Raw genomic sequence first — 24364 nt, 5'->3', positions numbered from 1 at the left:
AGATCAGCCCTTCATGCCCTGAGAGGTGGCGCGCAGTGTGAGGGTCAGTGTCTGCGGTCCGTGCCCACCGAGGTAGACGCGGTTCCCGGTCGTCGCGTCGGTGCCGCCGACCACGGTGTAGTCCTGCCCGGGGTCGTAGCGCAGTACGTCGCTCCGGTCCGGTCCGGCGAGCGGTTCGCCCGTCTCGACGGCGGCCTCGACCCGGATCTCGTCGTCGCCGACGCGGTAGGTCAACGGCTCGGTCGTCAGGCACCAGCTTCCGTCGCCGAGCGGTACGGCGCCCTGCGGCTCGCCGCCCGGCCGGAAGGTCAGTTCGAGGGACCAGGGCACCGATGGGCCGCTGATGTCGATCCGCAGGTCGGCCCCGTCGTCCCGCAGGTCGACCTCGACCCGGGTGGTGTGGGAGACCTCGTCCTGAGGGCGGTCGGGGAAGGCCATCGCCGCGGAGAAGCGGCCCTCGTCCACCAGGCGGTAGGCGCCGTCGTCGCGCCTGAGGTCCTTCGGGAGCGGCTGGTAGTAGGCGGATGTGAGGGTTTGGGTGAGCCGGTACCGGTTGTCGGCGAGCTGTTCCATGTCGGCGGCGCGGAACGGGCCCAGGTCGAAGAACGCCCGCGAGAGGCGGACCGCGTCGAGGACGGCGGCACCGGCGAACATGCGCAGGAAGGTGGGGTTGCAGGCGAGGCCCGAGCGGATGCGCCGGTGCTCGGGCACGTCGGAGCCGCCGTACACCACGGTGTGCGCGGTGGCCGAGACGTGTGCGGCGAGGCGTGCGGTGGAGAGGTACCGGTCGCGCGGGAGCTGCTCCGCGTCCGGGGTCGGCAGGGCGCGGCACAGATCCGGGGTGAGGAGGGTCTGGGCGAGCAGGTCGGGGTCGTTGATACCGCCGGCGGCGGCCAGGCGCGCCGCGCGGGCGAAGTCGCCCCGGCCGGTGCGGATCGCGAGCAGCCGGTAGTGCGGCAGGTAGGGCCACAGCGCGAACGACAGCCTCTGGTCCTGGCGGCGCGAGTGGACGGTCTCCACCGTGCCGTCCGGCCTGATCAGGCCCAGGGTCGCGGTGAGGTTGCGTTCGACGGCGTCCACCAGGTCCGTACGCCCGAGCACCTCGGCCAGCAACAGCAGCGCCGGGTTGGTCACGATGGACGCGTAGACGGCGCTGCGTTCCGAGTACAGGCCCTCCGCGTCGATGTCGACGCCCTCGGCGAGCCACTCCTCGGCGCGGGCGAGCAGCCGGTCGTCGGGGAACGACCGGTGCAGCCGGGCCAGCGCCGCGCTCAGCTCCCAGCGGTGGTTCGGGGTGTGGACCCCGCCGGTCAGGAGGCTTTCGGCGGCGGCGCCGGCGATCTCGGCGAGCGCCGCCGTGACGTCGGCCAGTTCGGGCCCCGCGCCCGCGGCGAGGACGTGCGCGTCGCACACGTCGTTGACGGTGAACGCGGAGTCCGGCGGCGACTGCACGTTGTCGCCGCCCGCGAAGAGGCCGGAGGCCGTCTGCACGGACCGCAGGGCACGGAGGTGGGTCAGCGCGGCGGTGACGGCCTGCTCGCTGCCGTGCAGGGCCGACTCCGGCGAGCGGTACGCCGCGACCAGGGTCTTCACCCGCCGGGCCAGGGCGCGGTGCGGCTCGATGAATTCCGCCGACGGGTCCGCCGACCCGTCGGCGGCGAGCGCTGCCGCGCGGACGAACTCGTGGTCGATCGGAGCGGCCAAGGTCAGTCCTTCAGACCGGCGTTGATGTCGGCACCCATGACGTAGCGCTGGAAGACCAGGAAGACGGCGATCAGCGGGATCATGGAGATGACCGACGCGCCGAGCAGGACCGACCAGTTGATGTTCTGCGCGCCGACGATGCTCTGGATGCCGATCTGCACGGTGAACTTGTTGGGGTCGTTGAGCATCAGCAGCGGCCAGATGTAGTCGTTCCACCGCCACTGGAACGACAGGATCGCGAGGGTCAGCATGATGGGCCGGGAGAGCGGCACCATGATCCGCGCGAAGATCGCCAGTTCGCGGGCGCCGTCGATGCGCGCGGCTTCCACGAGCTCGTCGGGCACCGTCAGGAAGAACTGGCGGAACATGAAGCATCCGGTCGCGGTGAGCACGGCCGGGAGGACGATGCCGGCGAAGGAGTTGTAGAGGCCGAGATTACGGACCACCAGGAACTCCGGGGCGAGCATGACCTCACCCGGCAGCATCGTGGTGGCCAGGATGCACAGGAAGAAGGCCTTGAGCCACTTGTTGTCGTACTTGGCCAGCGCGTACCCGGTGCAGCAGCTGACACCCACCGTGAGGATCGTCGTGATCACGCACACGATGGCCGTGTTGATGAAGTACTGGGAGAAGTTGGCGCTGTCCCACGCCGCCCTGAATCCCGACAGGGTGGGGTTGTGCGGGACCAGTGTCAGCGGATAGGAGAACAGGTCGCTGGCCGGCTTGAAGGCACTGAGGATGAACCACAGCACCGGGAACCCATAGAGGAACGCCAGGATCCACAGGAGTGTCGTCGCGGGTACCGCCCGCCGGATCCCACCGCGGGCCGCGCTGCGGGGGCTCTGCTTGGAAACGGGCTGTTTGGCGTCGGCGTCGAGCGGGCGTGGCATGTCTGTGGTAGTCATCGGTTCTCCACCCGCCGGTTGACGATCAGCTGGATGATCGCGACGGCCATCAGGATGAGCATGAGCACGAAGGACGCGGCGCTCGCGTAGCCGATCTGGCCCCGCTTGAAGCCGGTTTCGTAGATGTACTGGACGAGCAGGTTGTTCGACGATCCGGGTCCGCCGTTGTTGAGGGCGACGAACACCGGGTATTCCTTCATCGCGTTGATCGTGTTGAGCAGGATGACGATGAACGAGGTGGGTGCGATGCTCGGCAGTGTGATGCTGATGAACTGGCGCCACGGACCGGCGCCGTCGAGCGAGGCCGCCTCGTAGTACGACACCGGTACGTTCTTGATCGCCGCTATGAACAGCAGCATCGTGAAGCCGGTCCACATCCAGGACGCCGCCATGACCACGACGAGCAGTGACAGGTCCGCGTTCGACTGCCACGGAACGGCGCCGCCGCCGAGCTTCTCGATGACGTAGTTGACCAGTCCGAAATTCTCACCGAACATCCACCGCCACAGGACACCCACGACGATGGGCGACAGCAGCCACGGGATGAAGAAGATGACGCGGGCGAGCGACGACCCCTTGGCGTGCTTGCTCACCACCAGGTTGGCGGCGAGCAGCGACAGCGCGAAGTTCAGCGGGACGAACAGGACGGTGTAGAGCAGGGTCCTTGTCAGCGCGTCGTAGAACGTGGAGTCCCCGAACAGGTTGTGGTAGTTGTCCAGTCCGACCCACTGGAACACCCCCACGCCCGTGTAGTTCGTGAAGGAGTAGACAAGCCCGATCACCGCAGGCCAGACGAAGAACAGCGCGAAGAGCACGACATTGGCCGCGATAAGGACGAGCGGCGCAAAGGTGTACTTACTGCGTTTCCTGGGCGGGCTCGCGGACACGGTCGAGGCGTGTGTGGTCATCTTCCTGACTCCGTGCTGGTGGAAGGGATTGCAGGTGGGCTCACGCCATGAGCCCGGGATCGAGGGGCGCGTACAGGGCCGGGCGGCGGTGTCTCACCCCCGCCGCCCGGCCCTGCGGCCTACGATCCGCCGCCGACCTGCTGGTTGTAGCCGGCCACGATGTTCTCCAGGGCCTTGTCGGCCGACTGCTGGCCGTTGATCGCCTTGCCGAGCTCCGTCTTGGTCGGGTCCTCGGTGATGCTCTTGCCCTTCAGGACCCACTGCGTCTGCGCGCCGTTGAAGTAGCCGGAGATCGGGGCGTAGAGCGGGATCTCCTCGTTGTACAGCTTGAACGCCGCCTGCGCCGCCTCCGAGGTGAAGGGGTACTTCGGGTTCAGACCGTTCTCGACCGGCAGGAACCCGGAGGCCTCGCACAGCGTGCGGTAGTGGTCCGGCTCGTAGACCCAGGACAGGAACTTCTGCGCGGCGGTGGCCGCGTCGCCGTTGTTGTTGAAGCCGACCATCATGCCGCCGGCGTTGACGTCGCTGGCCTGCACCGGCTGGGCGGGCGTCGGGACGCTCGCCCAGTCGAACTTCTTGATGCTGTCGGCGAAGGCGGCGACCTGCCACACGCCGGACCAGTAGGCGACCACGTCACCGCTCTGGAACATGGCGGACGGGTCGGCGCCGCTGGTCCACACCGACTTCGGCATGGTCTTGTTGTCGTTCCACCCGACGAAGGTGTTCACGGCCTTCTTGGTCGCGCTGTCCACCGAGAACTTGCCGGAGGAGTCCGCGTGGACGTACTTCCCGCCCATCTCGTACACCATGGCGCGCAGCCGGGACGGCGACTGGTCGAAGGTCAGGGAGTACTTGGCGCCGGTCTTCTCGCGGACCTTGTTCGCCGCCTTGATGAAGTCGGTCCAGGTCCAGGTCTTGTCGGGCGAGGTCGGGAAGGGGACCTTGGCCTTCTCGAACAGCGACTTGTTGATGAACAGGCCGGACGCGGTGACGTCCGAGGGGATGGACAGCACCTTCCCGGACGAGTCCTTGGCCAGGAAGTTGGCGTTGATGTTGTAGCTCTTGTTGTTGGCGATGGAGCTGAGGTCGATCAGCTTGCTCGACCAGATCGGGTCCAGCGCCGGTACGGCCGCCACGTCGGGCAGGGAGTTGGCCTGCGCGGCGTTGTGCAGCTTCGTCGTGTAGCCGTCGTAGGGGATGTTGACGAGCTTGACGGAGACGCCGGCTTCCTTCTTGTACTGCGCCACCAGCTTCTTCCAGCCCGCGTCCTGCCCCGGAACCGTGGAGATCCAGAACGTCAGGGACTTGGAGGTCCCGCCCGAGTCGGACCCCGACCCACAGGCGGAGAGCAGAAGGGCACCTGCCGTGGCCACGGCAGCGAGGGGAACCACACGGCGTATGCCGCCGCCGAGTCGGCGGGAGCGCCGCACACCCACACTGGTCATTTTCGATCCCTTTTCGTCGTACTGGACGGAGCACGGCGCCAGCCGAGGCGGCACGGGTGCATTTTGCAGGAGATTTCGCTTTCCGGGGGCACGGCCTCGCCCGGCCGCATCGCCTTGACGGGTGGGGTCCCCGGCCATGACCGGCCGTCGTCGCACGAGCACGCCCTCGTGCGGCTGCCGTACTTCGCGTACGGGCGGGAGGCTACCCGGAGTCGGCGTCCCGGCCGACTTAGAAAGCGCTTGTCCGGACATTGGCAGATGGAGTGGAAGCCGTCAATCCTTCGTCCCCGCGGCCTCGGTCACGGTTTGGACTCCTCGGGAGACCGCGAGCCGGGCCGCGCCCACGACGGTGCCGAGATCACCAAGCGTGCTGCTGACGACTTCGGTGGGCCAGCTCAGTCGGGCGAGCTCGGCCCGGACACCGTCCAGGAGCTGCGGGTACGCGCCGGTACTGCCCCCCAGCACGACGAGCCCCGGGTCCAGTACGGCGGTCACGGCGGCGGCCAGCCGGCCCACGTCCACGGCATGGCGGTCGACGACGGCGCGGGCGGCGGCCCTGCCCTCCCCGGCCAGGGTGAAGAGCTGCTCGGCGGTGCCGGGGCACGGGCCGTCGGTGCTCGGCCAGGCCTCCGCGGCCCGCCGCAGCAGGGAACGCGCGCCGATGTACTCCTCCAGGGCCTCGTGGCGGGGTTCGCGGCCGTCGTCCCACGGGTAGGGCAGCCGGGCCAGCTCACCGGCGGCGCCGTTCGCTCCGCGCAGCACCTGGCCGCCGACGACGATGCCGAGGCCGATACCGACGCCGATGCGCAGGTAGCCGAAGGTGCGCCGGCCTCGCGCGGCACCCTCGTGCAGTTCGGCGAGGGCGGCGCAGTTGACGTTGTTCTCGAGGTGGACGGGAACGCCCGGCGGCAGGGCCACGGCCATGGCGTCGAAGACGGGGCCGGCCTTGGCCGTGGCGGGGCGCATGCGGGTGCCCTCCCTCTCCCGTGCGGTGACGTCACCGACGGCGACGACCACGGTGCGCAGCGGTGCGTCGGCGGGCAGCGCGCCCAGTACCTCGCGCACCACGTCGGCGGCATCCGCCCGGGAGCCACTGGCCTCGGCGAGCAGCGTGCCGTCCAGGGCGCAGACGCGCACCCGGGTGAGTGCCGGGCCGAGGTCGACGGCGAGCACGGCGCCGGCGGCCGGCCCGAGACGGTAGACGGCGGCGGAGCGGCCCGTGCCGCTGGAGGCCGTACCGGAGTGGGCGGCGAGCCGGACGCTCTCCAGCTCCGCGACGGCGGCGGACACCGTCGGTTTGGACAGGCCTGCCAGGCTCGCGAGCTGCGGCCGGGTCGCGCTGCTCGCCCCGGCCAGCACGGCGAACACCGCGCCCGCGCTCTCGGTCAGGCGCGGGGCTCTTGCCACGTCGTGTTCCAACGGTTACCCCACACAGGTCACGGGCCGCTCTCTCCCGGGCGGTCGGCTTCGCGAACGGCTCCGGGGGATGCGGCGATGGGATTCCTCTTGACGCACTGTACTTCGTTAGTTAACTTCCTAACGAACGTCACGGTACTCGCCTGCCGTGCTCCGTCAGAAGCCCGTCCCGGGGCTTCCCGAGGTCTTCAACTGCCCGTCCTTCAGGCACGGTTCGCCCGCCGTCGCAGCACTGCGCACCGACGAAAGAGGATCCGTGCAGGACTCCCCCTACGCCAGCTCGCTCGTGCTCGGCATCGACGTGGGCGGCACCAAGACGCACCTCCGCGCTCTCGCGGGGGACCACCGCGTCGTCGACCACGTCCGCACGAGCGGCGGCTGGCGACCGCACGACACCGCGGCCGCCGCCGACTGGCTGGCCGGACTGGTCCGTGAGGCCCTGCCGGCCGACGCCCGTCCCGCCGCCCTGGCGGTGGGCGCGCACGCCTGTGAGACCCCACCCCAGTGCGCGCGGATCCGCGCCGCGCTGGAGAGCGCCCTCGACGTGCCCGCGCTGGTCGTGGGCGACGCCGAGCTCCTCGTCCCCGCCGCCGGTCTGGACAAGGGTGTCGGCCTGGTCGCCGGCACCGGCTCCGTCGCCGTGGGGCGGCTGCCCGACGGCACCGCCGTCCAGGTGGGCGGCTGGGGCGCCGTACTCGGTGACGAGGGCGGCGCCGCCGGACTCGTCCGGGAGGCGGCCCGTGCCGCCTGGGCGGCGCACGACCGGGGCGAGGAACCGGACGAGCTGGCGCTCGGTCTCGTGGCCTCGTTCGGTGTGCCGGAGGTACCGGCGCTCGGCGCGGCCCTGGAGAGCGCCACCGACGTCTCGGCCGAATGGGGCCGGCACGCTCCCGTCGTCTTCACGGCCGCCGAGGCGGGCTCGACGCTCGCCCGTACCGTGATCGCCGAGGCGGGCCGCTCCCTCGCCGCGCTCGTCGCACGCCTCGCCGCGCGCGGGGCCGTCGTCGACGACGTGGTCGTCGCGGGCGGCACCGTGCTGTCCCAGCCCGCGCTCTACGACGCCTTCACCGCCTCCCTCGCCGAAACCGTGCCGGCGGCTCGTGCCAGGCCACTGCGGGAGCCTCCGGTCGAGGGCGCGGTGACGTTGGCACGGTCGCTGCTGTGAGCGGCGGGCGGGACCGGGCCCCCTGAGCCGTGGGTCCCGCGTTCACCCGCGGGCCACGTCCCGGCCGCCGGACCCTCGCCGATGGGACACAACTCGGCCGTAGATCTTCGCTCGTAGGCACCACCTGACCCATGGGTCACTCAAGTCCCCGTCGAATCAGGCAAGATCGCACGACTCCCACGGCCACACCGCCGAAGAACTGAAGAGAGGCACATCCATGCCGTCACCCGCCGGGCACCACTCCCCCACCCTGAACCGGAGGGGTTTCCTCAGAACGTCCCTGGGCGGCTCGGCCGCGCTGCTCGCCGCGCCGACGTTCGCCGGATGGCTGGGCGCGGCGGACGCCAAGGCCGCCACCGCGCCCGCCGCGTTCGTCGACGACTACAAGACCAACGTCCTGGCGAACCTCACGCCCGAGACCAACGCGGTCGTGCGGATCCTCGGCGGCATGGCCGAGGTGTGGAAGACCGGCGCCGCCTGGAACACCGGCACCCCGCTGCGCCCCGAGGTGCTGCGCGCCAACATGCGCTACTGCGCCCGCCTCACCACCGCACGGACCGAGGAGCAGGCGAAGGAGGCGTTCCTCTACGACCGCCAGCACCAGAGCTACGCGATGATCGCCGGCCTGGGCCGGCTGTCCGGCCTGTACAAGGCGGGCGCCAAGGCGGTCACGTCGATCACCGGCGCCCCGGACACGACTCCCCCGACCAAGATCGACGACTCCGTGCCTGCGGACGCGCCCGCCGGTTCCGCGCTGGGCGCCGGCTCGTACACCTCCGACCTCGGCCTGGTGGCCAAGCTCGTCGACACCGTGCGCGGCCCGTTCGCCTCGGGCAACCCGGGCAAGTACGCCTTCCAGTACCCGCGCCCGTGGCGCATGAACGAGGACAGCGAGGTCGTCGACACCGGCCGTACGGATGAGTTCGGCTTCCCGGTGTACGACTCGAAGGTGGTCGTCGCGAAGCAGCTGCTGCGGCAGCGCAGCACCTCGCCCGTCGACGACGGCGGTTTCCCGAGCGGTCACACCAACGCCTTCCACCTGGCGGCGCTGGCGTACGCGTACGCCGTCCCCGAGCGCTTCCAGGAGCTGGTGACGCGGGCCCTCGAGCTCAGCCACACCCGGATCATGTCGGGCATGCACTCCACCGTCGACGTCATCGGCGGCCGGATCATGGCCACCGCGCTGGCCGCCGCCACGCTCGCCGACCCGGCCAACGCCGATCTGAAGAAGGCGGCGCGCGCCCAGGCGCTGGCGTACTTCCAGGAGAAGACCGGCACGACGGCCGACACCCTGTACGCCTACGCGCACTCCGCCCCCCTCGCCGAGGACCCGTACGCCGACCGCGCCGCCAACGCCCGATCGGTCGAGCCGCGCCTCACCTACGTATTGACCCGCGAGGGCCGCCGGGAACCGCTGACCGTGCCCAAGGGCGCGGAGGTGCTGCTGGAGACGCGGCTGCCGTACCTGGACGCGGCGCAGCGGCGCGAGGTGCTGCGCACGACGGCGCTGCCCTCCGGGTACGTGCTGCTGGACGGCTTCGAGCAGTGGGGGCGGCTCAACCTGTTCGCCGCGGCGGACGGTTACGGCTCCTTCGACTCCGATGTCACGGTCGCCCTCGACGCGGCGGCCGGTGGCTTCGGGGCGGCCGACGTCTGGCGCAACGACATCGACGGCCGGGGCGGTCTGACGAAGAAGGGCACCGGCACACTCACCCTGACCGGCCACAACCGGTACACGGGCGGGACCGTGCTGGAGGACGGTGTGCTGGTCTCCGCCTCGGGCCACGCGCTGGGCCACGGTGACGTCCGGGTGCTGGGCGGCACGCTGCGGGTCGACGAACCGGTGCAGGTGCACGGTGTGTTCGCGCAGGAGTCCGCCGCCCTGGCGCCGACCCTGCGCGCGGGCCGGCACAAGGCGGTCCTGACGGTGACCCGGCGGGTCGTCCTGGGCGCGGGCAGTGTGCTGTCGCTGCGGCTCGACCCCGAGTGCCCGCCGGCTGCCGGGAGCACGGTCCGCGTGATCGGCGCCCCGGCGCTGCGCGGGCAGTTCGACCGCGTGGAGGTGAACTCCGACGCTCTGCGGGCCGTACCTGTGTACACGGCGGAAGGTCTGTCGGTACGGATCCTGAAGCGGTGACGCCGGCGCGGCGGGGGCCGGCGCGGAGGGCCCGACGCGGCCCCGCGCACCGGCCCCCGCCGCCGCTCGGACAGGTGTCACCGTGGGGCGGATGATGGCACGCGCACAGCACAGGGTGGTCGACTCGCAGACACCGGCACCGGCACCGGCACCGCACGCGCCGAAGCCGGGGAAGACCCCGGCGATGCCTCTCCGCATGATCCTCGCGCGCTCGCCCGGCCGGGCACGCGGACCATGGCTGGTACGGCTCCTGGTGGTCGTCCTGCTCGCCCAGATGGGCGTCGCGATGGTCACCACGGCCGTCCAGCAGACGCCGACGATCGACGAGCCGGTGTACGTCGGCGCGGCGGCCGACTATCTGCACGAGCACCGGTTGCGCTACAACCCCGAGCACCCACCGCTCGGGAAGCTGGTCATCGGCGTCGGCGTGGCACTCGCCGACCCGCGTTTCGATCCGACTCCCGCCGCGACCCAGGAGGCGTTCGGGCAGCGGCTGCTGTACGCGTCGGGCAACGATCCCTGGCGGCTGATGCTCTGGGCCCGTCTGCCGGTGATCGCGCTGACGCTGCTGTTCGGTCTGGTCGTCCTCGCCTTCGCCCGTGACCTCGCGGGTACGCGGGCCGGCCTCGCGGCGCTCGCCCTGTACGCCTTCTCCCCCGACCTGATCGCGCACGGTTCGCTGGCCACCCTCGACGTCCCGGTGGCGGGTTTCCTGTTGACGTCGGTGTGGCTGCTGTGGCGGGCGCGCCGGCGGCCGCGCCTGTACGTGCCGCTCGCGGGGGTGGCGCTCGGTGCGGCGATGGCCACCAAGATGAGCGCGCTGCCGGCCGCCGTGGTGCTGGTGGGTCTGGCCGCGCTGACCGCGTGGCGGGGGCGCTCCCCGAACTGGTCGCGGGCGCTGCCGCGGGCCGCGGTGGTGGCGGTGGTGGCCCTCGCCGTCGTATGGGCGACGTATCTGATGGTCGATCCCCGGCTGCGCTGGGAGCCGCTGGAAGCGGTGCCGCCGCTGCGCGGGAAGCGCGCGTTGCTGGTCCGGTCGCTGCCGTTCCCGGCGGCCTACCGGGACGGTATGCGCGTCCAGTTCTGGATGGAGAACCGGCCGTGGGAGGGCTTCCTGTTCGGCCGTCTCTACGACGGGTCGCGCTGGTACTACCTGCCGGCCGCGCTGCTGGTGAAGACCCCGCTCGGCATGCTCGCCCTGTGGACGGCCGGTGCGGTGGTGCTGCTGGCGGTGCGGCGGCTGCGGCCCGCGGCGCCCTTCGTGCTGCTCCCGTCCGCGGTGCTGCTCGTGGTGGCGATGGAGGGGGCGCGGGACTTCGGCACTCGGTACGCGATCTTCCTACCGGTGTTCCTGGCGGTGGCGGCGGGCTGTGTCTTCGCGGTGCGCTGGCGCTGGGGGCCACTGGTGACCGGGGTGCTGCTGGCGTTCGTGGCGGTGAGCTCGCTGCGGACGTTCCCCTACTACCTGCCCTACTCCAACGAGGCGTTCGGCGGGCCCGCGAGGACACATCTGCTGCTGCACGACTCCAACGTGGACTGGGGCCAGGACCTGGGCCGGCTGGCGGACCGGCTGCGTGAGCGGTATCCGGGCGAGCGGGTCTGGCTGGTGTACAAGGGCAGCGGCCTTCCGGCGTCGTACGGCATCGAGGCGTCCGATCCGCGCGGGGTGCCCGCCGACCGGGTGCGCGGGCTGCTGGTGGTGTCGGACACCGCGGTGGCCAAGGCGCAGGGGTGGCTGGCCGGGCTGATCGACAGCGGTCGTCCGATCGACGAGGTCGGGCACTCGATCACGATCTACCGCAGATGAGCGGCTGAGCTATGTTGAGTTCTCGTGGAAGACAAAGGAGGCGCACCGGTGCCATCGCCGCAGCAGGCACGCGCACAGGCATCCGCGATCACCTCGGGAAAGACGGTTCCCCGGGCCGAGGCCGCCCCTACTTCCCAGCTCCGGGCGCTCTTCGACGGGCCCCATCTGTCACCGGGTCAGCGCCGCATCGCCCAGTACCTGATCGAGCACATCACCGAGGCGGCGTTCCTCTCCATCACCGATCTCGCCGAGCGCGTCGGGGTCAGCCAGCCCTCGGTGACGCGGTTCGCCGGGGCGGTGGGCTTCAGCGGGTATCCCGCGCTGCGCGAGAAGCTCCAGTCGATCGCCCTCGGCACCCTGGCCGGCGGCGGCACGGCCGAGGAGGACAAGAGCAACGAGCTCCAGGCGGCGGTCGACGCGGAGATCACGAACCTGGAGAACCTGCGCCGCGACTTCGCCGACCCCGACCAGGTCATCGACATCGGCCGCCAGTTGTCGCAGTCGACCCCGCTGACCGTCCTGGGCCTGCGCATCTCGGCCTCCCTCGCCGAGTACTTCGCCTACGCGGCGCGCCGTGTCCACCCCGACGTGCGGCTGGTGAACCGGGGCGGCAGCGTCGCCTACGACGCGCTGTTGCAGTCCCGTGAGGCGGGCGGCACCTGGGTGCTGGCGTTCTCGATGCCCCGGCACGCCCAGGAGACGCTGAGCGCGGTCCGGGTCGCCCGTAAGGCCGGGTTGCGGGTCGCCCTCGTCACCGACCTCGCGCTCGGTCCGGTCGCCGACGAAGCGGACGTCACCTTCGCCACCGGCACCGGGTCCCGGCTGGTGTTCGACTCCTACGCCGCGCCGGGTGTGATGGCGGCCGCGCTGCTCCAGGCCATGACGGACGCGGGTCCGGAGCGTACCCAGGCCCGGCTCGAGGAGTACGAACAGATCTCGGAGCAGCACCAGTTCTTCCTCCGGGACTGAGCTCACCGATTTCATACATAAGCCGCCTTGCACTCAAATCACGCATGAATGTTTTCATACGTCTTGCAAAGGCGACGGCATATATAAATACTGCTCACGCCGCACCGCCCACCTAGGGCTCCACAACGAACGCCCGGAGCCGCCGTCCCCTACCCGCGTCGGCGACCAGGGTGTTCGGGGCATCGCCTGCGCGAGCGCCCTCGGCGGCTCCGGTCATCCCCTGGACCGGGGCCGCCCACCCCGTCGGACCACCCCTCCGACCCGCACACCCGGAAGCGACGAACATGGCACTGACGACGACGATCACGCGCATCGGCCCGGACTGGCCGTGCCAGGTCAAGACCCCCGGCAGCTTCGACTGGGAGCGCTCGGCCGTCAAGTGGCTGCGCGAACTCGTACCGGCCCGCTACGCCAGCTATCCCGTCCTCCTGCGCCACCCCGTGCTGCTCGCCCGTCACGCCGAGATCCAGGTCCAGCAGGAGATACGGGTCGCCCGCACCGCCCTGCAGACCGCCCGCGCCGACCTCCCGCGCCTGGGGCTGCCGGAGTCCGTCATCGAGCACACCATCAAGCTGTACGCGGCCGAGGTCATGCAGCTCCAGCACATCGCCCGCAGCGTCCGCGCGGTGAGCCAGGCGCTCGTGGACCACGGCACCACCCGCTGACGGCCTCCGGCCGCTGACGACCCACGGCCGTTGACGGGCTCGCCCGCGGATGGGCCCCCGACCGTGCTACGGGCCCCGCCCGCGGATGGGCCCGACCGTTCTACCGGGCCCGCCAGCCAATGGGCCCGGCCGGCCGTTCTACGGGTCCTGCCAGCCGACGGATCCGCACGCCGACGGATCCGCACGCCGAGGGACCCACACGCCGACGGCCCGCACGCCGAGGACCCGCACGCCGACGGATCCCGCACGCCGAGGACCCGCACGCCGACGGCCCGCACGCCAACGGATCCCGCACGCCAACGGACCCCACCGCCAACGGATTCCGCACGCCAACGGACACGACCACCGACGGCCCAACGTCCGTTTGTGTCCCGTCCACCGACGGGCCCCCGTCGACGGCCACTGTCCGCTGGCGGCCCAGCCTGCTTTACAGCCGCGCCCCGCTGACGGCCCCGCCTGCCGACGGCGGCCGCGGAACGGCCCCGCAGCGTACGGCAGGCATGGCCGCCGCCATACGTGGCACCCGTGGTGAACATGAGTACCACCACCCGGCACGAACCGGTAACCACCGTCCTGACCTGGCGGGTACGGCCCGGCCACGAGCACGAGTTCGAGGAGTGGACCCACCAGGTCACCCGCTGCGCCCGCCGCTTCCCGGGCAACGAGGGCGTCGCCTGGCTGCGTCCTCAGGACGGTGGCCACCGCTTCCACGCGGTGCTGCGCTTCAGCGATCCGCACCGGCTCACCGCCTGGCTGGAGTCCGACGAACGGGCCGAGTGGCACGCGCGGATCGAGGGCATCGCCTCGGAGGAGAGCACCGAGCGGCAGTCCACCAGCGGGATGGAGACCTGGTTCAGCCTCCCCGGCACCGCGGTGCAGTCGCCGCCGCGATGGAAGATGGTGCTCACCACCTTCCTCGGCGCCTACCCGTTCACGCTGCTGATCCAGTGGCTGGTGACGCCCCGCACGACGGAGTGGCCCCTGCCCCTGCGCGCGGCCGTGTTCCCGCTGGTGCTGCTGCCGACGCTCACCTATCTCGTCATGCCACGGCTCAGCCGGCTGCTGCGGCTGTGGCTGTATCCGCCGCCCGAGCGCTGAGAGAGCGGTACGAGCCGGGAAAATCGGCACGTCCTACCACGTGCGAGTGAATCGGGGAAGGTCAAGGCATCTCTCCATCGCGGCGCGATGTGCCATGCTCGTCGCGTGACGAGCGAACCCGCCGTCCCGGCGGAACCGGGTGCTGTACCCGACCTGGTCGCGCTGACCAGAGTCGTGGCACGACAGCGCGCCGAGATGGACCGGCTCCAGGACCTCGCCGCCACCTCGGCGGTGCTGGAGCGGGCCAAGGGCGCGCTGATGGCACTGACCGGGTGTACACCGGACGCGGCCCAGGAGGACCTCCAACAGCGCGCCAAGGCGGCCAACCGCACCCTCCTGGAGGAGTGCTGGATCACACTCGGCACGCTGGCGCCACCACTGCACGCCACCGTCCCTGACCCCGCACCGGGCGCCGCCGAGGCCCAGTCCTACGACGTCGCGTCCGCGGACCCGGTCACGGACGACGACTCCGCCGCGCTGGGCCGCTTCGCCGAGGCCCTCGCCCGGACCGGCGGCACCGAGGATCTCGCCAGGTGTCTGCTCGAACACCTCGCGCCGGGCACCGGCGCCGAGGGAATCATGATCTACTCCCGGCTGCCCGCCGGCGGGCTCGAACTCGTCGGTCACGCGGGGGTCGACAACACTCTGGCCACCCAGTGGCGCCATGTGCCGCCGCTGGCCGGGATCGCCGCGCTGGACGCCCTGCGCACCGGCGAGGAGCGGTGGCTGGAGGATGTCGAGAAGGACCGCGAGCAGTACCTGCTCATCGGGGACCCGCCGGAGCGGTGGAAGTCCCGCGCCTGGCTGCCCGTGCCGCCCAGCGGCACCGCCGAGATCGTCCTCGGCTTCCTGCGTCGCCACGAAGAGCCGTTCACACCCCGCGTCCGCGAACACCTGCGCGCCGCAGTCCGGCTCTGCGCGGGCTGGCTGCGCACCGTCGACATCCGCCACCGGCCCGTCGCCGAAGGGGAGGCGGACACCGTACAGGCGGTGTTCGACGGGCTGCCGGGCGCGGCCGTTCTGCTCAGCCCGCTGCGCACCCCGTCGGGCGAGGTCGAGGACTACCGCATCGACGCCGCGACCGCGGACACCACCGACGCCGTCGGCCGCGCCGGCCGGGAGATGGTCGGCCTGCGGTTCCTGGAGTGCTGGCCGACCGTGGTGGGCGAGGGGCTGTGGCAGGGGTGCCTGCGTGCCCTGACCACCGGGGAGCCGTACGAGGGCCGGCCGTTCGCCCGGACACACGTCGTGGGCGGTGTTTCCGAACTGTCCACGTACTTCGTACGGGTGGCGAAGCTGGGCGACGGGTTGATCGTCACCTGGATCCGGCACGAGCCCTCGGACCGCCAGGAGCAGCGGCTGGCGGACGTGCAGCGGCTGGGCAACCTCGGCTGGGCGAACTGGAACCTGGTCTCGCACGAGGCCAGCTGGTCCTCCCAGGTGTTCTCCCTCTTCGGCCGGGACCCCGCCGACGGCCCGGTGCGGCTGCCCGAGCTGCCCTCCCTCGCGCTGCCCGAGGACGTGCCCGCGCTGACCCGCGCCGTCACGGGCCTCCTCGAAGCGGGGCAGCCGTTCGACATCCCTTTTCGGATCCGCACCGGCGCGGGCGTCCGGCATCTGCGGGCCGTCGCCGAGGCGGTGGCGGACATCCACGGCACCCCGGTCGAGGTGCACGGTTTTGTGCAGGACCTGACCGCGCAACGCAGCGCGGAGCTGGCGCTCGTGGAGTCCGAGCGGGCGATCCTGACCCAGCACGGTGTGCTCCAGGCCGAGCGGACCCTGGCCGCCCGACTGCAGCAGGCGCTGCTGCCCCTGCCCAAGAAGGTGGCGCGGCCGGCCGGGCTGGAGGTCGCGGTCGCCTACCTCCCCGCCCAGTCGGGGCTCAACGTCGGCGGCGACTGGTTCAGCGCCATCGAACTGCCCGACGGGGACGCCCTGTTCGTGGTCGGTGACGTCGCCGGTCACGGCATCGACGCCGTGGCCACGATGGCTCAGCTCCGCTTCACCACCAAGGGCATGGTCATCACGGGCTCGTCGCTGACCGGCGCGCTCGCCCGGCTCAACACCCTGCTGCTGCACTCCCGCGACTCCCAGAGCACGGCGACGATCGTGCTGGCCCGCTACAGCCCCGACCAGCGCCGGCTGGCCTGGGCGCAGGCCGGCCATCCACCGCCGCTGCTGCACCGGGGCGGCGAGGTGCGCTACCTCGCGCGTCCGCGCGGCATGCTGCTCGGGGCGTGCGACACACCGGTGTACGAGGAGGCGGAGTGCCTGTTCGAGCCCGGTGACCGGCTCCTGATGTACACCGACGGTCTGGTCGAGCGGCCCGGGGAGAGCATCGACGTGGGCCTGGAGCGGCTGGCCCGCACCGTGGGCGAGCATGCCCCGGGCGAGCCGGACGCCCTGGACCGGCTGCTGACGGAGATGCGGGAGGGCGAGCAGCAGGACGACGTGTGCGTGCTCGACATCCGCGTGCCGCGGGACGCGGAGGACGCCGATGACGCCGACGGGGCGGGTGCCGACGGGGACTGAGCGTCCCGGTAGCCGCTCGGGCGCCCTCGTCACGGTGCCGCGGCAACCGTTCACCGGCTCCATCATGCTGTGCGGCCGTTCCTGGCCGCCGCCGCTTTCCCGCGGCGTCGCCCGCTGTTCGAGCCGGCGCACCCCTCAGCCCCCGCCGGTGCGGGACTCCAGGTCGCGCCGCGTGTCGTCGCCGTAGACGCCGGTCTCGTCGCCGCGGATGCCGTACCAGAGCTGGAAGCGGGCCACGGCCTCGGTGAGAACGGCGTCGTAGCGGCCGTCCGTGGGGCCGTGGTCGTAGACGTTCGGGATGCGCAGGAGGCGTTGCTGGAGGTCGGTGACCTCGGCGCCGGAGTCCCCCTCGCGCAGGGTGCCGGCGCCGTCGGGGTCGGTGGAGGGCCGGGGAGCCGGGGCGGCCGGAGCGGCGGTGCCGGCCGTCGGGGCGGGGGCGCTCGTCGGGGGTGCGGGGGTGGCGGTGTCGGCGGTTTTACCGCCGGGCAGCAGGAAGGCGCAGCCGAAGCCGACGAGCGCCGCCGCGAGGACGCAGGCCGCCACGAGCGTGCCGCGGCCCGACCGGGGGCGGTGGCGCGGTACGCGGTCACGCGCCGGGTCGCGACGGCCGGTGGACACGGGAGGCAGTTCCTGTGTCTCGGCCTCGGATCCGGGCGCCGACCGGGGAAGTCGTACGGACTCGTACTCGCCGGTGTCCTGGGTCAGCTCCTTGAACAGCTCCGCGAGGGCGTCGGTTCGGCGCAGCCGCATGACGCGGATGGGTTCGAGCGGTGGGCGGTCGTCCGGCGCCCCGGGTTCCTGCGGTGTCGGCACGCTGCTCTCCTTCCGTCCCGTGGTCCTCGGGGAGAGATACGCGCGCGCCGCCGCGCGGGTTCAGCGGGGCCTCATTCGGCGAGGAAGCGCCGCAGGGAATCCTTCAGGGCCGTCACGAAGGCGTCGCGTGCGGTGTCGTCGAGGGCGTCCAGGGAGAGGTAGGGGTTGAGGTCCTCCAGCTCCACCAGCAGCAAGTCGCCGTCGGGGGCACGGCAGGCGTCGACGCGCTGGACGCCGTGGGCGAGGCCGTTCCACTCGACGAAGCCGCGGGCGAACGTCAGGTCCGCCGGCGTGGGGGCGTACGGTTCGAGCTGCCAGCGCCGGTCGGGGTGCGGAGCGTAGAGGGCGTACTGGAAGTCGTGGTCGACGAAGTAGAACGAGACCTCGTAGGCGAAGTCGACGCACGGCTGGACCAGGACGGTCCCGTCGACGAGGCCGGGCAGACGGTCGGCGGTGACGATGTGCAGGCCCAGGGAGTCGGCGCCGAGCTTGGGTTTGACGACGTAGCGGTCGGTCTCCGGGAGGCGGTGCAGGTCCGCCAGGCGGTCGACGGTCGGGATCACCGGCCTGCCCTCGGCGCTGAGGTCCAGGAGGTATTGCTTGCCCGCCATGTCGGCCCTGCCGGTGAGCGGGTTGTAGACCCGGGTGCCGCTGCGGACCGCGTGCACACGGAAGTCCTCGTACTGTGCCTGGTACGTGAGGACGGGGCCGCTGTTGCGGACGACGACGGCGTCGTAGGCGTCCATCAGGGCGGCCGCGTCGAGCGGGTGGCACAGCGCCAGGTCGAAGTCCTCGCGAAGGCGGGCGGTGAGGTGGATGTCCTCGTCACAGTAGCGGCGCCCGCGGGCCTGGTACGCGAGGTCGGTGACGTAGAGAAGGCGGGGGCGGCGGGTCATGCGGGGGGCTCCTCCGAGGTGCGATGGGCGGGGCACGGCGGGCGGGGTCACGCGCGGGGGCGGGGTCACGCGCGGGCGCGGTGGACCGCCGGCCGGGGTGGACCGCCGGCCGGGGTGGACGAGCGGGTTCATTGGACGAGCGGGTTCATTGGACGAGCGGGTTCATTGGACGAGCGGATTCGTTGGACGAGCGGATTCGTTGGACGAGCGGGTCTGGTGGGCGGGCGGCCGGCCCGGTGACGGACGGGTACGGCGGTCGGGCCGTGCACACGGGCGCGGCGGGCGGGGATCCGTGTGGGCTCGGTGGACCGACGGGCACGGTGGACGGGCGGCGGGCACAGGGGGCGGGCTCGGTGTGGCCGGGCACTGTGCGCTTCCCGCGGCGAAAGGTTACTTCGCGGGCGGGGTCGGGCCGGCGTGGGCCGTACGATGGCACATCGAGGGCCGGGGCGTGCGCGCCGGGTCCCGGACAGCGTCGTCCTCTCCCGGATCTTCTCCGCGTCCTCCTCCGAGTCTTCTCCCGAGTCTCCCGAAGGGTTCGCGACTCCCGTGACCACCGCAACACTGCTTGACGGAAAGGCCGCCGCGGCCGACATCAAGGACGAACTCGCCCTGCGCGTCCAGGCGCTGAGGGACCGGGGCGTCACCCCCGGCCTCGGCACCATCCTGGTCGGCGACGACCCCGGCAGCCGCAGTTACGTGGGCGGCAAGCACCGCGACTGCGCGCAGGTCGGGATCGCCTCGATCCGGGTGGAGCTGCCCGCCACCGCCTCCCAGGCCGATGTCGAGGCCGCGGTGCTCCGCCTCAACGCCGACCCGGCGTGCACCGGCTTCATCGTCCAGCTGCCGCTGCCCGCGCACATCGACACCCACGCCGTGCTGGAGCTGATCGACCCGGCGAAGGACGCCGACGGGCTGCACCCGGCGAACCTCGGCCGTCTGGTGCTGGGCATACCCGCGCCGCTGCCCTGCACCCCGCGCGGCATCATCGACCTGCTGCGTCGCAACCACGTGGCCATCACCGGCCAGCAGTTCTGCGTCATCGGCTGCGGGATCACGGTCGGCCGCCCGCTCGGCCTGATGCTGACCCGCAGCACCGAGCACGCCACGGTGACCCTGTGCCACGAGGCCACCCAGGACGTCGCGGCGCACACACGCGTGGCCGACGTCGTCGTGGCGGCGGCCGGTGTGGCGCACCTGGTCACGCCGGACTGGATCAAGCCGGGCGCGACGGTCCTGTCCGTGGGCCTCACCCGGACGGTGGAGGGCATCCTCGGCGACGTCCACCCCGACGTGAGCGGCATCGCCGGGTCGTACGCCCCGCCGGTGGGCGGTGTCGGGCCGATGACCCGGGCCATGCTGCTCACCAACGTGGTGGAGGCGGCCGAGCGGCTCTGACCTCGACCCCCGTTTCATGAAGGGCAATGAAGAGCAACGAAGGGCACTCAGTTCCCCCGATCCTCGGCTTCGAGGGAACTGAGTGCCATCGTTGTCTCTCCGGTGCTACGTTCACGTCCATGAGCTCCAGCAGCGGCGCCGAGGCGGCGTCCACCAAGCCGCCCATGCGGGACGCCCTGGTCGCGGCGGCCTTCCAGCTCTTCCTGGAGCGGGGCTACGAGCGGACCACCGTCGACGACATCGTGGCGCTCGCCGGCGTCGGACGGCGCTCCTTCTTCCGTTACTTCCCCTCCAAGGAAGACGTGGTCTTCCCCGACCACGAACGCTGCCTCGCCGACATGACGGACTTCCTCGCGGCGAGCGACGAGGGGCACGAGCCGGTGCGAAGGGTGTGCGACGCGGCCCGCCTGGTGCTGGGGATGTACGCCGAGAACCCGGGCTTCTCCGTGCAGCGCTACCGGCTGACCAAGAAGGTGCCCGGACTGCGGGCGTACGAGCTGTCGGTGGTGTGGCGCTACGAGCGGGCCCTCGCCGAGTACCTGCGCGGCCGCTTCATCGGCCGGGCCGACGGGAACCTGCGGGCGGACGTGATCGCGGCCGCCGTGGTGGCCGCCCACAACAACGCCCTCCGCTCCTGGCTGCGTTCGGAGGGGCGCGGCGACGCCGGCGCCACGGTGGACCACGCGCTGGGCTATGTGCAGTCCGCCTTCGGCGCGGCTCCGGTGCGCGTGGCCTCGATCACCGGCGAGCGACCCGACGACGTGGTCGTGGTCGTCACCCGACGCGAGGCACCGCTGTGGCGGGTGGTGCAGGAGGTCGAGACCGCGCTGGGGCGGGCCTGATCACCGCTCGATCCGGAGAAACTCCGGGGGACGTCGGAAGCCTCGGGAACCTCGGCACTCAGGGAACTTCGGGGAACGCAGTGCCTTTACGAGTGGCACTGAGTGCCATACTCTGATGCCCGTGCACGGTGGCACGGTGAACCGGGCACAGGCGTGCACGGGTGAGCCGCGCACGCGCGATTTCCGCCCGAGCGCAGGGAGTTGACCAGCGTGTACCACCGCTCAGGAAGCGCCGTTCAGCAGGCAGCCGGTTCCGCGACGGCCCTCCTAGATCCCCTGGCCCGGGGCTCGTTCTCCGCCTCGGCCCCCGCCTCGGCCCCCGCGTTGACGCCGGCTTCGACGTCGGACGCGATCCTCTTCCAGCGCTGCACCTGGTGCGGCACCGCCATGTACCACCGGGTGCTCTGCCCGGTGTGTCGCGGCAGCGACCTGCGCACGGAGCGCAGCGAGGGCACGGGCACGGTCCGCCACTCCACCGTCGTGCACCGCAACACCCCGGCCGCGCGCAACGTGTCGCTCGTCGAGATGACCGAGGGCTTCGTGGTGCGGGGCCGGGTCATGGGCCCGCCCATCGGCATCCACAGCGGTGACCGGGTACGCCTGTCGACGGTCAAGGACCCGGTCCGCGGCGAGCCGGTCTTCCAGCTGCTGGACGAGCCGTACCGCGCCTGGCGCTGACTCCGTCGACACTGACGGCACGGCGCCCCGCCTTGGCTCGATCACGTCGGTGCCACCCGGCCTGTTTCCTCCTCACAGGCAACCCACAGGGGTCTTTCACCGTCATCCGGGACGCGTGAGGACCCCCGGGACCGACGGGGCCGCCCGCGCTCAGGGATCGAGGAGGGGACCATTGATCCGTGCCCGGCGAATAAGTGTCACCGCCGTGGCGGTACTGGCGGCCCTGGCGGCGTCGCCAGGGTTGGCGCAGGCTGAACAGCCTCCCGGGGGCGCGCCGTTGACGAAGGTGGACGATGGCCGGGGCGGGCTTCCGCCGGGCTGGCGGATCACCGGCGAGGGTGAGGCGCGGGAGTTGGTCTGGCGCGCGCCGGAGCGCGTGCCGATGGGGGACGCGCGTGTGGAGTTCCATGCCGCGGGCCGCCTGCTGGGCGTTCCCGCACCGCAGACGGACGGCCGGACCTTCCGGCTCAACCTCGACGACGTCCACGCCACGAACCTGACCGACCTTCAGGTCCTGGCGTCCGGGCGTCGGCTCGACGCCGGGGAGAAGACCGCCGCCCCGCGCGAACGCGACTCCCTGGCCGCCGCGCAGCCACCAGCCCAGCTGCCCGCGGGCGCCGTCGACCCCGGCAAGCCGGGGTCGTTCCGTACGACGACCGGCGAGTACACCCTCGACTCCGTGAAGCTGCCCGACTTCCCGTCCAAGGTCGAGATGAAGGCCGTCGTGGTGGCACCCAAGGGGGCCACCGGCAAGCGTCCGCTCGCCCTGTTCCTGCACGGCCGGCACGTCACCTGCTACAAGGGTGACGACGTGAGCGGCAACTGGCCCTGCAAGACCGGCGAGAAGCAGATCCCGAGCTACCGCGGCTACCTGCGGGACCAGCAACTCCTGGCGTCCCAGGGGTACATGACGGTGTCGATCTCGGCCAACGGCATCAACGGCCAGGACTGGGACGCCCCGGACAGCGGCGCGCAGGCCCGGTCGTCCCTGGTACGGCAGCACCTGGCCCGTTGGGCCGACTGGGCCGCCCGCCCGTCCGGCGCGCCGGCGGTCGTCCGCAACGCCCCGAAGGCCGACCTGTCCCGCGTCCTGCTCGTCGGGCACTCGCGCGGCGGCGAGGGCGTGAACCGGGCCGCGATGGACAGCCTCTACCCGGCACCGGCCGCCCAGGACGGCTACCGCGGCCCCGTGCGCTGGCACGTGCGCGGCACCGTGCTGATCGGACCGACGATCTTCGGCCAGAATCCGGTCGCCGACGTGCCCTCCGCGACGATCCTCCCCGGCTGCGACGGCGACGTCTCCGACCTCCAGGGCGAGGTCTTCGTCGACGGCACCCGCGGGGTCAGCCGTGGAGCGGCGCTGCACAGCGCGGTCTACATGGTCGGCGCCAACCACAACTTCTTCAACACCGAGTGGACTCCCGGCCAGGCCGTGGCGCCCGCCGCCGACGACTTCTACGACGACGAGCAGGAGCCGGACCCGGTCTGCTCCAAGGGCACCCGGACCCGGCTGACCGCCGACCAGCAGCACAAGGCGGGCTCCACGTACATCGCGGCCGCGGCCCGGCTGTTCGTGGGCGGTGACGACCGGGCGCGCGAACTGCTCGACGGCACGGGCCGGCGGGCCCCCTCGGCCGACCCGGCGCGCGTCCTCACGCACGCCGTCGGCGCCAACCGCCATGGCGGTTTCCTGCCCGACGGGCCGGTCACGGTGACCGGTGGCCGGCTCTGCTCGGCCGTGGACCCCGCTCCGGCGACCGCCTGCCTGGGCGAGAACGTATCCGGGTCGTCGCCGCACTTCGCGATGTGGGAGACCGGGCGGGAGACCGGGCGCCGCGCGGTGGCGCTGCGCTGGTCCTCGCCCGGCTCCGCGGTCCGCGTCAAGCCCGCGACTCCGCTCTCCCTGGCCGGTGCGAAGAACCTCGCGCTGCGCGTTTTCGTGCCGCCGAACAGCACCGGGACGCAGCTGGACGTGTCCGTCACCGACGCCTCCGGCAAGCGGGCCGCGCTCGGCCGGGTCACGGTGGACGGGCTGCCGGGCAGCGACCGGACCTCGTCGTACTGGGCGCGTGAGGTGCGGGTGCCGCTCGCGGCCGCCGCGCTGCACGGCTTCGATCTGCGGCACGTGAAGACGCTGGAGCTGACACCCCGCTCGCGCAAGGGCCAGGCGTGGCTGATGGACGCCTGGGGCTGGCGCCCGGGCACTCCGGCCGTCAAGGAGGCCGTGCTGCCGCGCGTCGACATCGGCCGCGCCACGGTCAAGGAGGGCGACTCGGGTGTCCGTACGTACCGGGTTCCGGTGAAGGTGTCGGGGCGGGGCAGCGGCAAGGTTCGGCTGTACGTCGTCGACCCGACGACCGGTCAGGCCAAGGACCGTTTGGTGGCCGTGCGGCCGGGTGGCCAGGGCATCGACGTCTCCGTGCGGGTGAAGGGCAACACGCGCTTCTCCTACGACATGGACCACGGTGTGCTGGTGAAGGCGGTCCGGGGTGCCGTGGTCGGCGCGCACCACGGTGGGGTCGCCGTGCTGAACGACGACCCGATGCCCAAGGTGGCCGTGGCGCCGGTCGCGGACCGGGTGACCGAGGGCAAGCCGCTGACCTGGCGGGTGACCCTGTCCAAGGCCGCGGACGTGGAGCTGTACACCTCGTTCGTCGTGGCACCGGTGTCGAACGGTACCGAGCTGTCCACCAAGGACGTCGACCCGCAGTGGTTCACCGACGCGACCGGCGAGTCCCCGGACCCGGAGCGCCCGCTGTCGAAGGTGGATTGGCTGTCGGTGGGGACGGCCGTCCCGGCCGGGCAGACCAGTGCGGAGATCTCGCTGCCCACGGTCACGGACCGGGTGACGGAGCCCGTGGAGTCCGTGCGCTTCCGGCACATCGACGACATGTCGGGTGAGCCGGAGGAGGGCGGGCCCGAGCTGACGGGTACGGTGCTGGACGCGTCGTAGCCCCAGCCTGCCGAGAGGGGGCACGGACCACTG

At 71.9% G+C, this 24364-nt stretch carries 18 protein-coding genes; 11 read left to right on the top strand and 7 right to left on the bottom strand.

The features are described 5' to 3' along the window. Positions 1-3 precede the first annotated feature (3 nt). The 5 genes from IG99_RS22360 to IG99_RS22340 all read right to left on the bottom strand — a co-directional run bounded on the left by IG99_RS22360 (position 4) and on the right by IG99_RS22340 (position 6369). On the bottom strand, positions 4-1704 hold the full coding sequence (locus IG99_RS22360) for a hypothetical protein (protein ID WP_037676624.1): 1701 nt from the start codon (positions 1702-1704) through the stop codon (positions 4-6). 2 nt (positions 1705-1706) lie between these two features. Continuing rightward, positions 1707-2609, bottom strand: a complete 903-nt coding sequence (locus IG99_RS22355) for a carbohydrate ABC transporter permease (protein WP_037676622.1) — start codon at positions 2607-2609, stop codon at positions 1707-1709. Further along, entirely contained in the window at positions 2606-3517 is a 912-nt protein-coding gene (locus IG99_RS22350) for a carbohydrate ABC transporter permease (RefSeq protein ID WP_037676621.1), read from the bottom strand. Before IG99_RS22350 ends, IG99_RS22355 begins: the two co-directional genes overlap by 4 nt. A gap of 119 nt (positions 3518-3636) precedes the next feature. Continuing rightward, complete coding sequence (locus tag IG99_RS22345; RefSeq protein WP_037676620.1) at positions 3637-4962, bottom strand: extracellular solute-binding protein; 1326 nt, start codon at positions 4960-4962, stop codon at positions 3637-3639. Positions 4963-5235: 273 nt separating this feature from the next. Next, positions 5236-6369 (bottom strand): ROK family protein, encoded by a 1134-nt coding sequence (locus IG99_RS22340; protein ID WP_234311917.1) that lies wholly within the window; start codon positions 6367-6369, stop codon positions 5236-5238. Between the two features lie 265 nt (positions 6370-6634). Between IG99_RS22340 and IG99_RS22335 the strand changes: the two genes are divergently transcribed. From IG99_RS22335 to IG99_RS22305, 7 genes are all read left to right on the top strand, one after another. Further along, positions 6635-7543, top strand: a complete 909-nt coding sequence (locus tag IG99_RS22335) for an N-acetylglucosamine kinase (RefSeq protein ID WP_037676786.1) — start codon at positions 6635-6637, stop codon at positions 7541-7543. Between the two features lie 217 nt (positions 7544-7760). Then, the gene (locus IG99_RS22330) at positions 7761-9680 is read left to right on the top strand and encodes a phosphatase PAP2 family protein (RefSeq protein WP_037676617.1); all 1920 of its coding nucleotides are present in this window, start codon (positions 7761-7763) and stop codon (positions 9678-9680) included. Positions 9681-9876: 196 nt separating this feature from the next. Then, entirely contained in the window at positions 9877-11487 is a 1611-nt protein-coding gene (locus tag IG99_RS22325) for an ArnT family glycosyltransferase (protein WP_051865792.1), read from the top strand. Between the two features lie 48 nt (positions 11488-11535). Further along, on the top strand, positions 11536-12456 hold the full coding sequence (locus tag IG99_RS22320) for a MurR/RpiR family transcriptional regulator (RefSeq protein WP_037676616.1): 921 nt from the start codon (positions 11536-11538) through the stop codon (positions 12454-12456). Between the two features lie 284 nt (positions 12457-12740). Continuing rightward, complete coding sequence (locus IG99_RS22315; protein WP_037676615.1) at positions 12741-13121, top strand: hypothetical protein; 381 nt, start codon at positions 12741-12743, stop codon at positions 13119-13121. A 534-nt stretch (positions 13122-13655) separates the two neighbouring features. Then, on the top strand, positions 13656-14219 hold the full coding sequence (locus IG99_RS22310; RefSeq protein WP_037676614.1) for an antibiotic biosynthesis monooxygenase: 564 nt from the start codon (positions 13656-13658) through the stop codon (positions 14217-14219). Between the two features lie 87 nt (positions 14220-14306). Beyond that, on the top strand, positions 14307-16751 hold the full coding sequence (locus IG99_RS22305; protein WP_078947829.1) for a SpoIIE family protein phosphatase: 2445 nt from the start codon (positions 14307-14309) through the stop codon (positions 16749-16751). A gap of 135 nt (positions 16752-16886) precedes the next feature. On the opposite strand, the gene IG99_RS22300 is transcribed toward IG99_RS22305, so the two are convergent. Both IG99_RS22300 and IG99_RS22295 read right to left on the bottom strand, forming a co-directional pair. Then, a complete protein-coding gene (locus IG99_RS22300; RefSeq protein ID WP_037676612.1) occupies positions 16887-17564 on the bottom strand; it encodes a peptidoglycan-binding domain-containing protein in 678 nt (225 codons plus the stop codon). Between the two features lie 71 nt (positions 17565-17635). Next, positions 17636-18460, bottom strand: a complete 825-nt coding sequence (locus IG99_RS22295; protein WP_037676611.1) for an ATP-grasp domain-containing protein — start codon at positions 18458-18460, stop codon at positions 17636-17638. A gap of 549 nt (positions 18461-19009) precedes the next feature. Here IG99_RS22295 and IG99_RS22290 point away from each other — a divergent pair. The 4 genes from IG99_RS22290 (at position 19010) to IG99_RS22275 (ending at position 24331) form a co-directional block, all read left to right on the top strand. After that, complete coding sequence (locus IG99_RS22290) at positions 19010-19858, top strand: bifunctional methylenetetrahydrofolate dehydrogenase/methenyltetrahydrofolate cyclohydrolase (RefSeq protein WP_037676609.1); 849 nt, start codon at positions 19010-19012, stop codon at positions 19856-19858. A gap of 119 nt (positions 19859-19977) precedes the next feature. Then, positions 19978-20700 carry a TetR family transcriptional regulator gene (locus IG99_RS22285; protein WP_037676608.1) on the top strand — a complete coding sequence of 241 codons (723 nt, stop codon included), beginning with the start codon at positions 19978-19980 and terminating at the stop codon, positions 20698-20700. A gap of 210 nt (positions 20701-20910) precedes the next feature. Continuing rightward, entirely contained in the window at positions 20911-21378 is a 468-nt protein-coding gene (locus tag IG99_RS22280; RefSeq protein WP_037676606.1) for a Zn-ribbon domain-containing OB-fold protein, read from the top strand. Positions 21379-21550: 172 nt separating this feature from the next. Continuing rightward, entirely contained in the window at positions 21551-24331 is a 2781-nt protein-coding gene (locus IG99_RS22275) for an alpha/beta hydrolase (protein WP_037676605.1), read from the top strand. The last annotated feature ends 33 nt before the right edge of the window (positions 24332-24364 follow it).

Origin of the sequence: Streptomyces griseus subsp. griseus (assembly GCF_000720255.1) — a bacterium.
Classification (GTDB): domain Bacteria; phylum Actinomycetota; class Actinomycetes; order Streptomycetales; family Streptomycetaceae; genus Streptomyces; species Streptomyces griseus_I.
The sequence above is the reverse complement of the archived record's forward strand: the minus strand, read 5'-3'. Positions and strand labels throughout refer to the sequence as shown.

Bases quoted from the DNA above. Each gene is read 5' to 3' on its own strand.
- IG99_RS22315 (WP_037676615.1), top strand. From the start codon at position 12,741: ATGGCACTGACGACGACGATCACGCGCATCGGCCCGGACTGGCCGTGC.
- IG99_RS22345 (WP_037676620.1), bottom strand. From the start codon at position 4,962: ATGACCAGTGTGGGTGTGCGGCGCTCCCGCCGACTCGGCGGCGGCATA.
- IG99_RS22305 (WP_078947829.1), top strand. From the start codon at position 14,307: ATGTGCCATGCTCGTCGCGTGACGAGCGAACCCGCCGTCCCGGCGGAA.
- IG99_RS22325 (WP_051865792.1), top strand. From the start codon at position 9,877: ATGATCCTCGCGCGCTCGCCCGGCCGGGCACGCGGACCATGGCTGGTA.
- IG99_RS22330 (WP_037676617.1), top strand. From the start codon at position 7,761: ATGCCGTCACCCGCCGGGCACCACTCCCCCACCCTGAACCGGAGGGGT.
- IG99_RS22285 (WP_037676608.1), top strand. From the start codon at position 19,978: ATGAGCTCCAGCAGCGGCGCCGAGGCGGCGTCCACCAAGCCGCCCATG.
- IG99_RS22355 (WP_037676622.1), bottom strand. From the start codon at position 2,609: ATGACTACCACAGACATGCCACGCCCGCTCGACGCCGACGCCAAACAG.
- IG99_RS22295 (WP_037676611.1), bottom strand. From the start codon at position 18,460: ATGACCCGCCGCCCCCGCCTTCTCTACGTCACCGACCTCGCGTACCAG.
- IG99_RS22350 (WP_037676621.1), bottom strand. From the start codon at position 3,517: ATGACCACACACGCCTCGACCGTGTCCGCGAGCCCGCCCAGGAAACGC.
- IG99_RS22310 (WP_037676614.1), top strand. From the start codon at position 13,656: ATGAGTACCACCACCCGGCACGAACCGGTAACCACCGTCCTGACCTGG.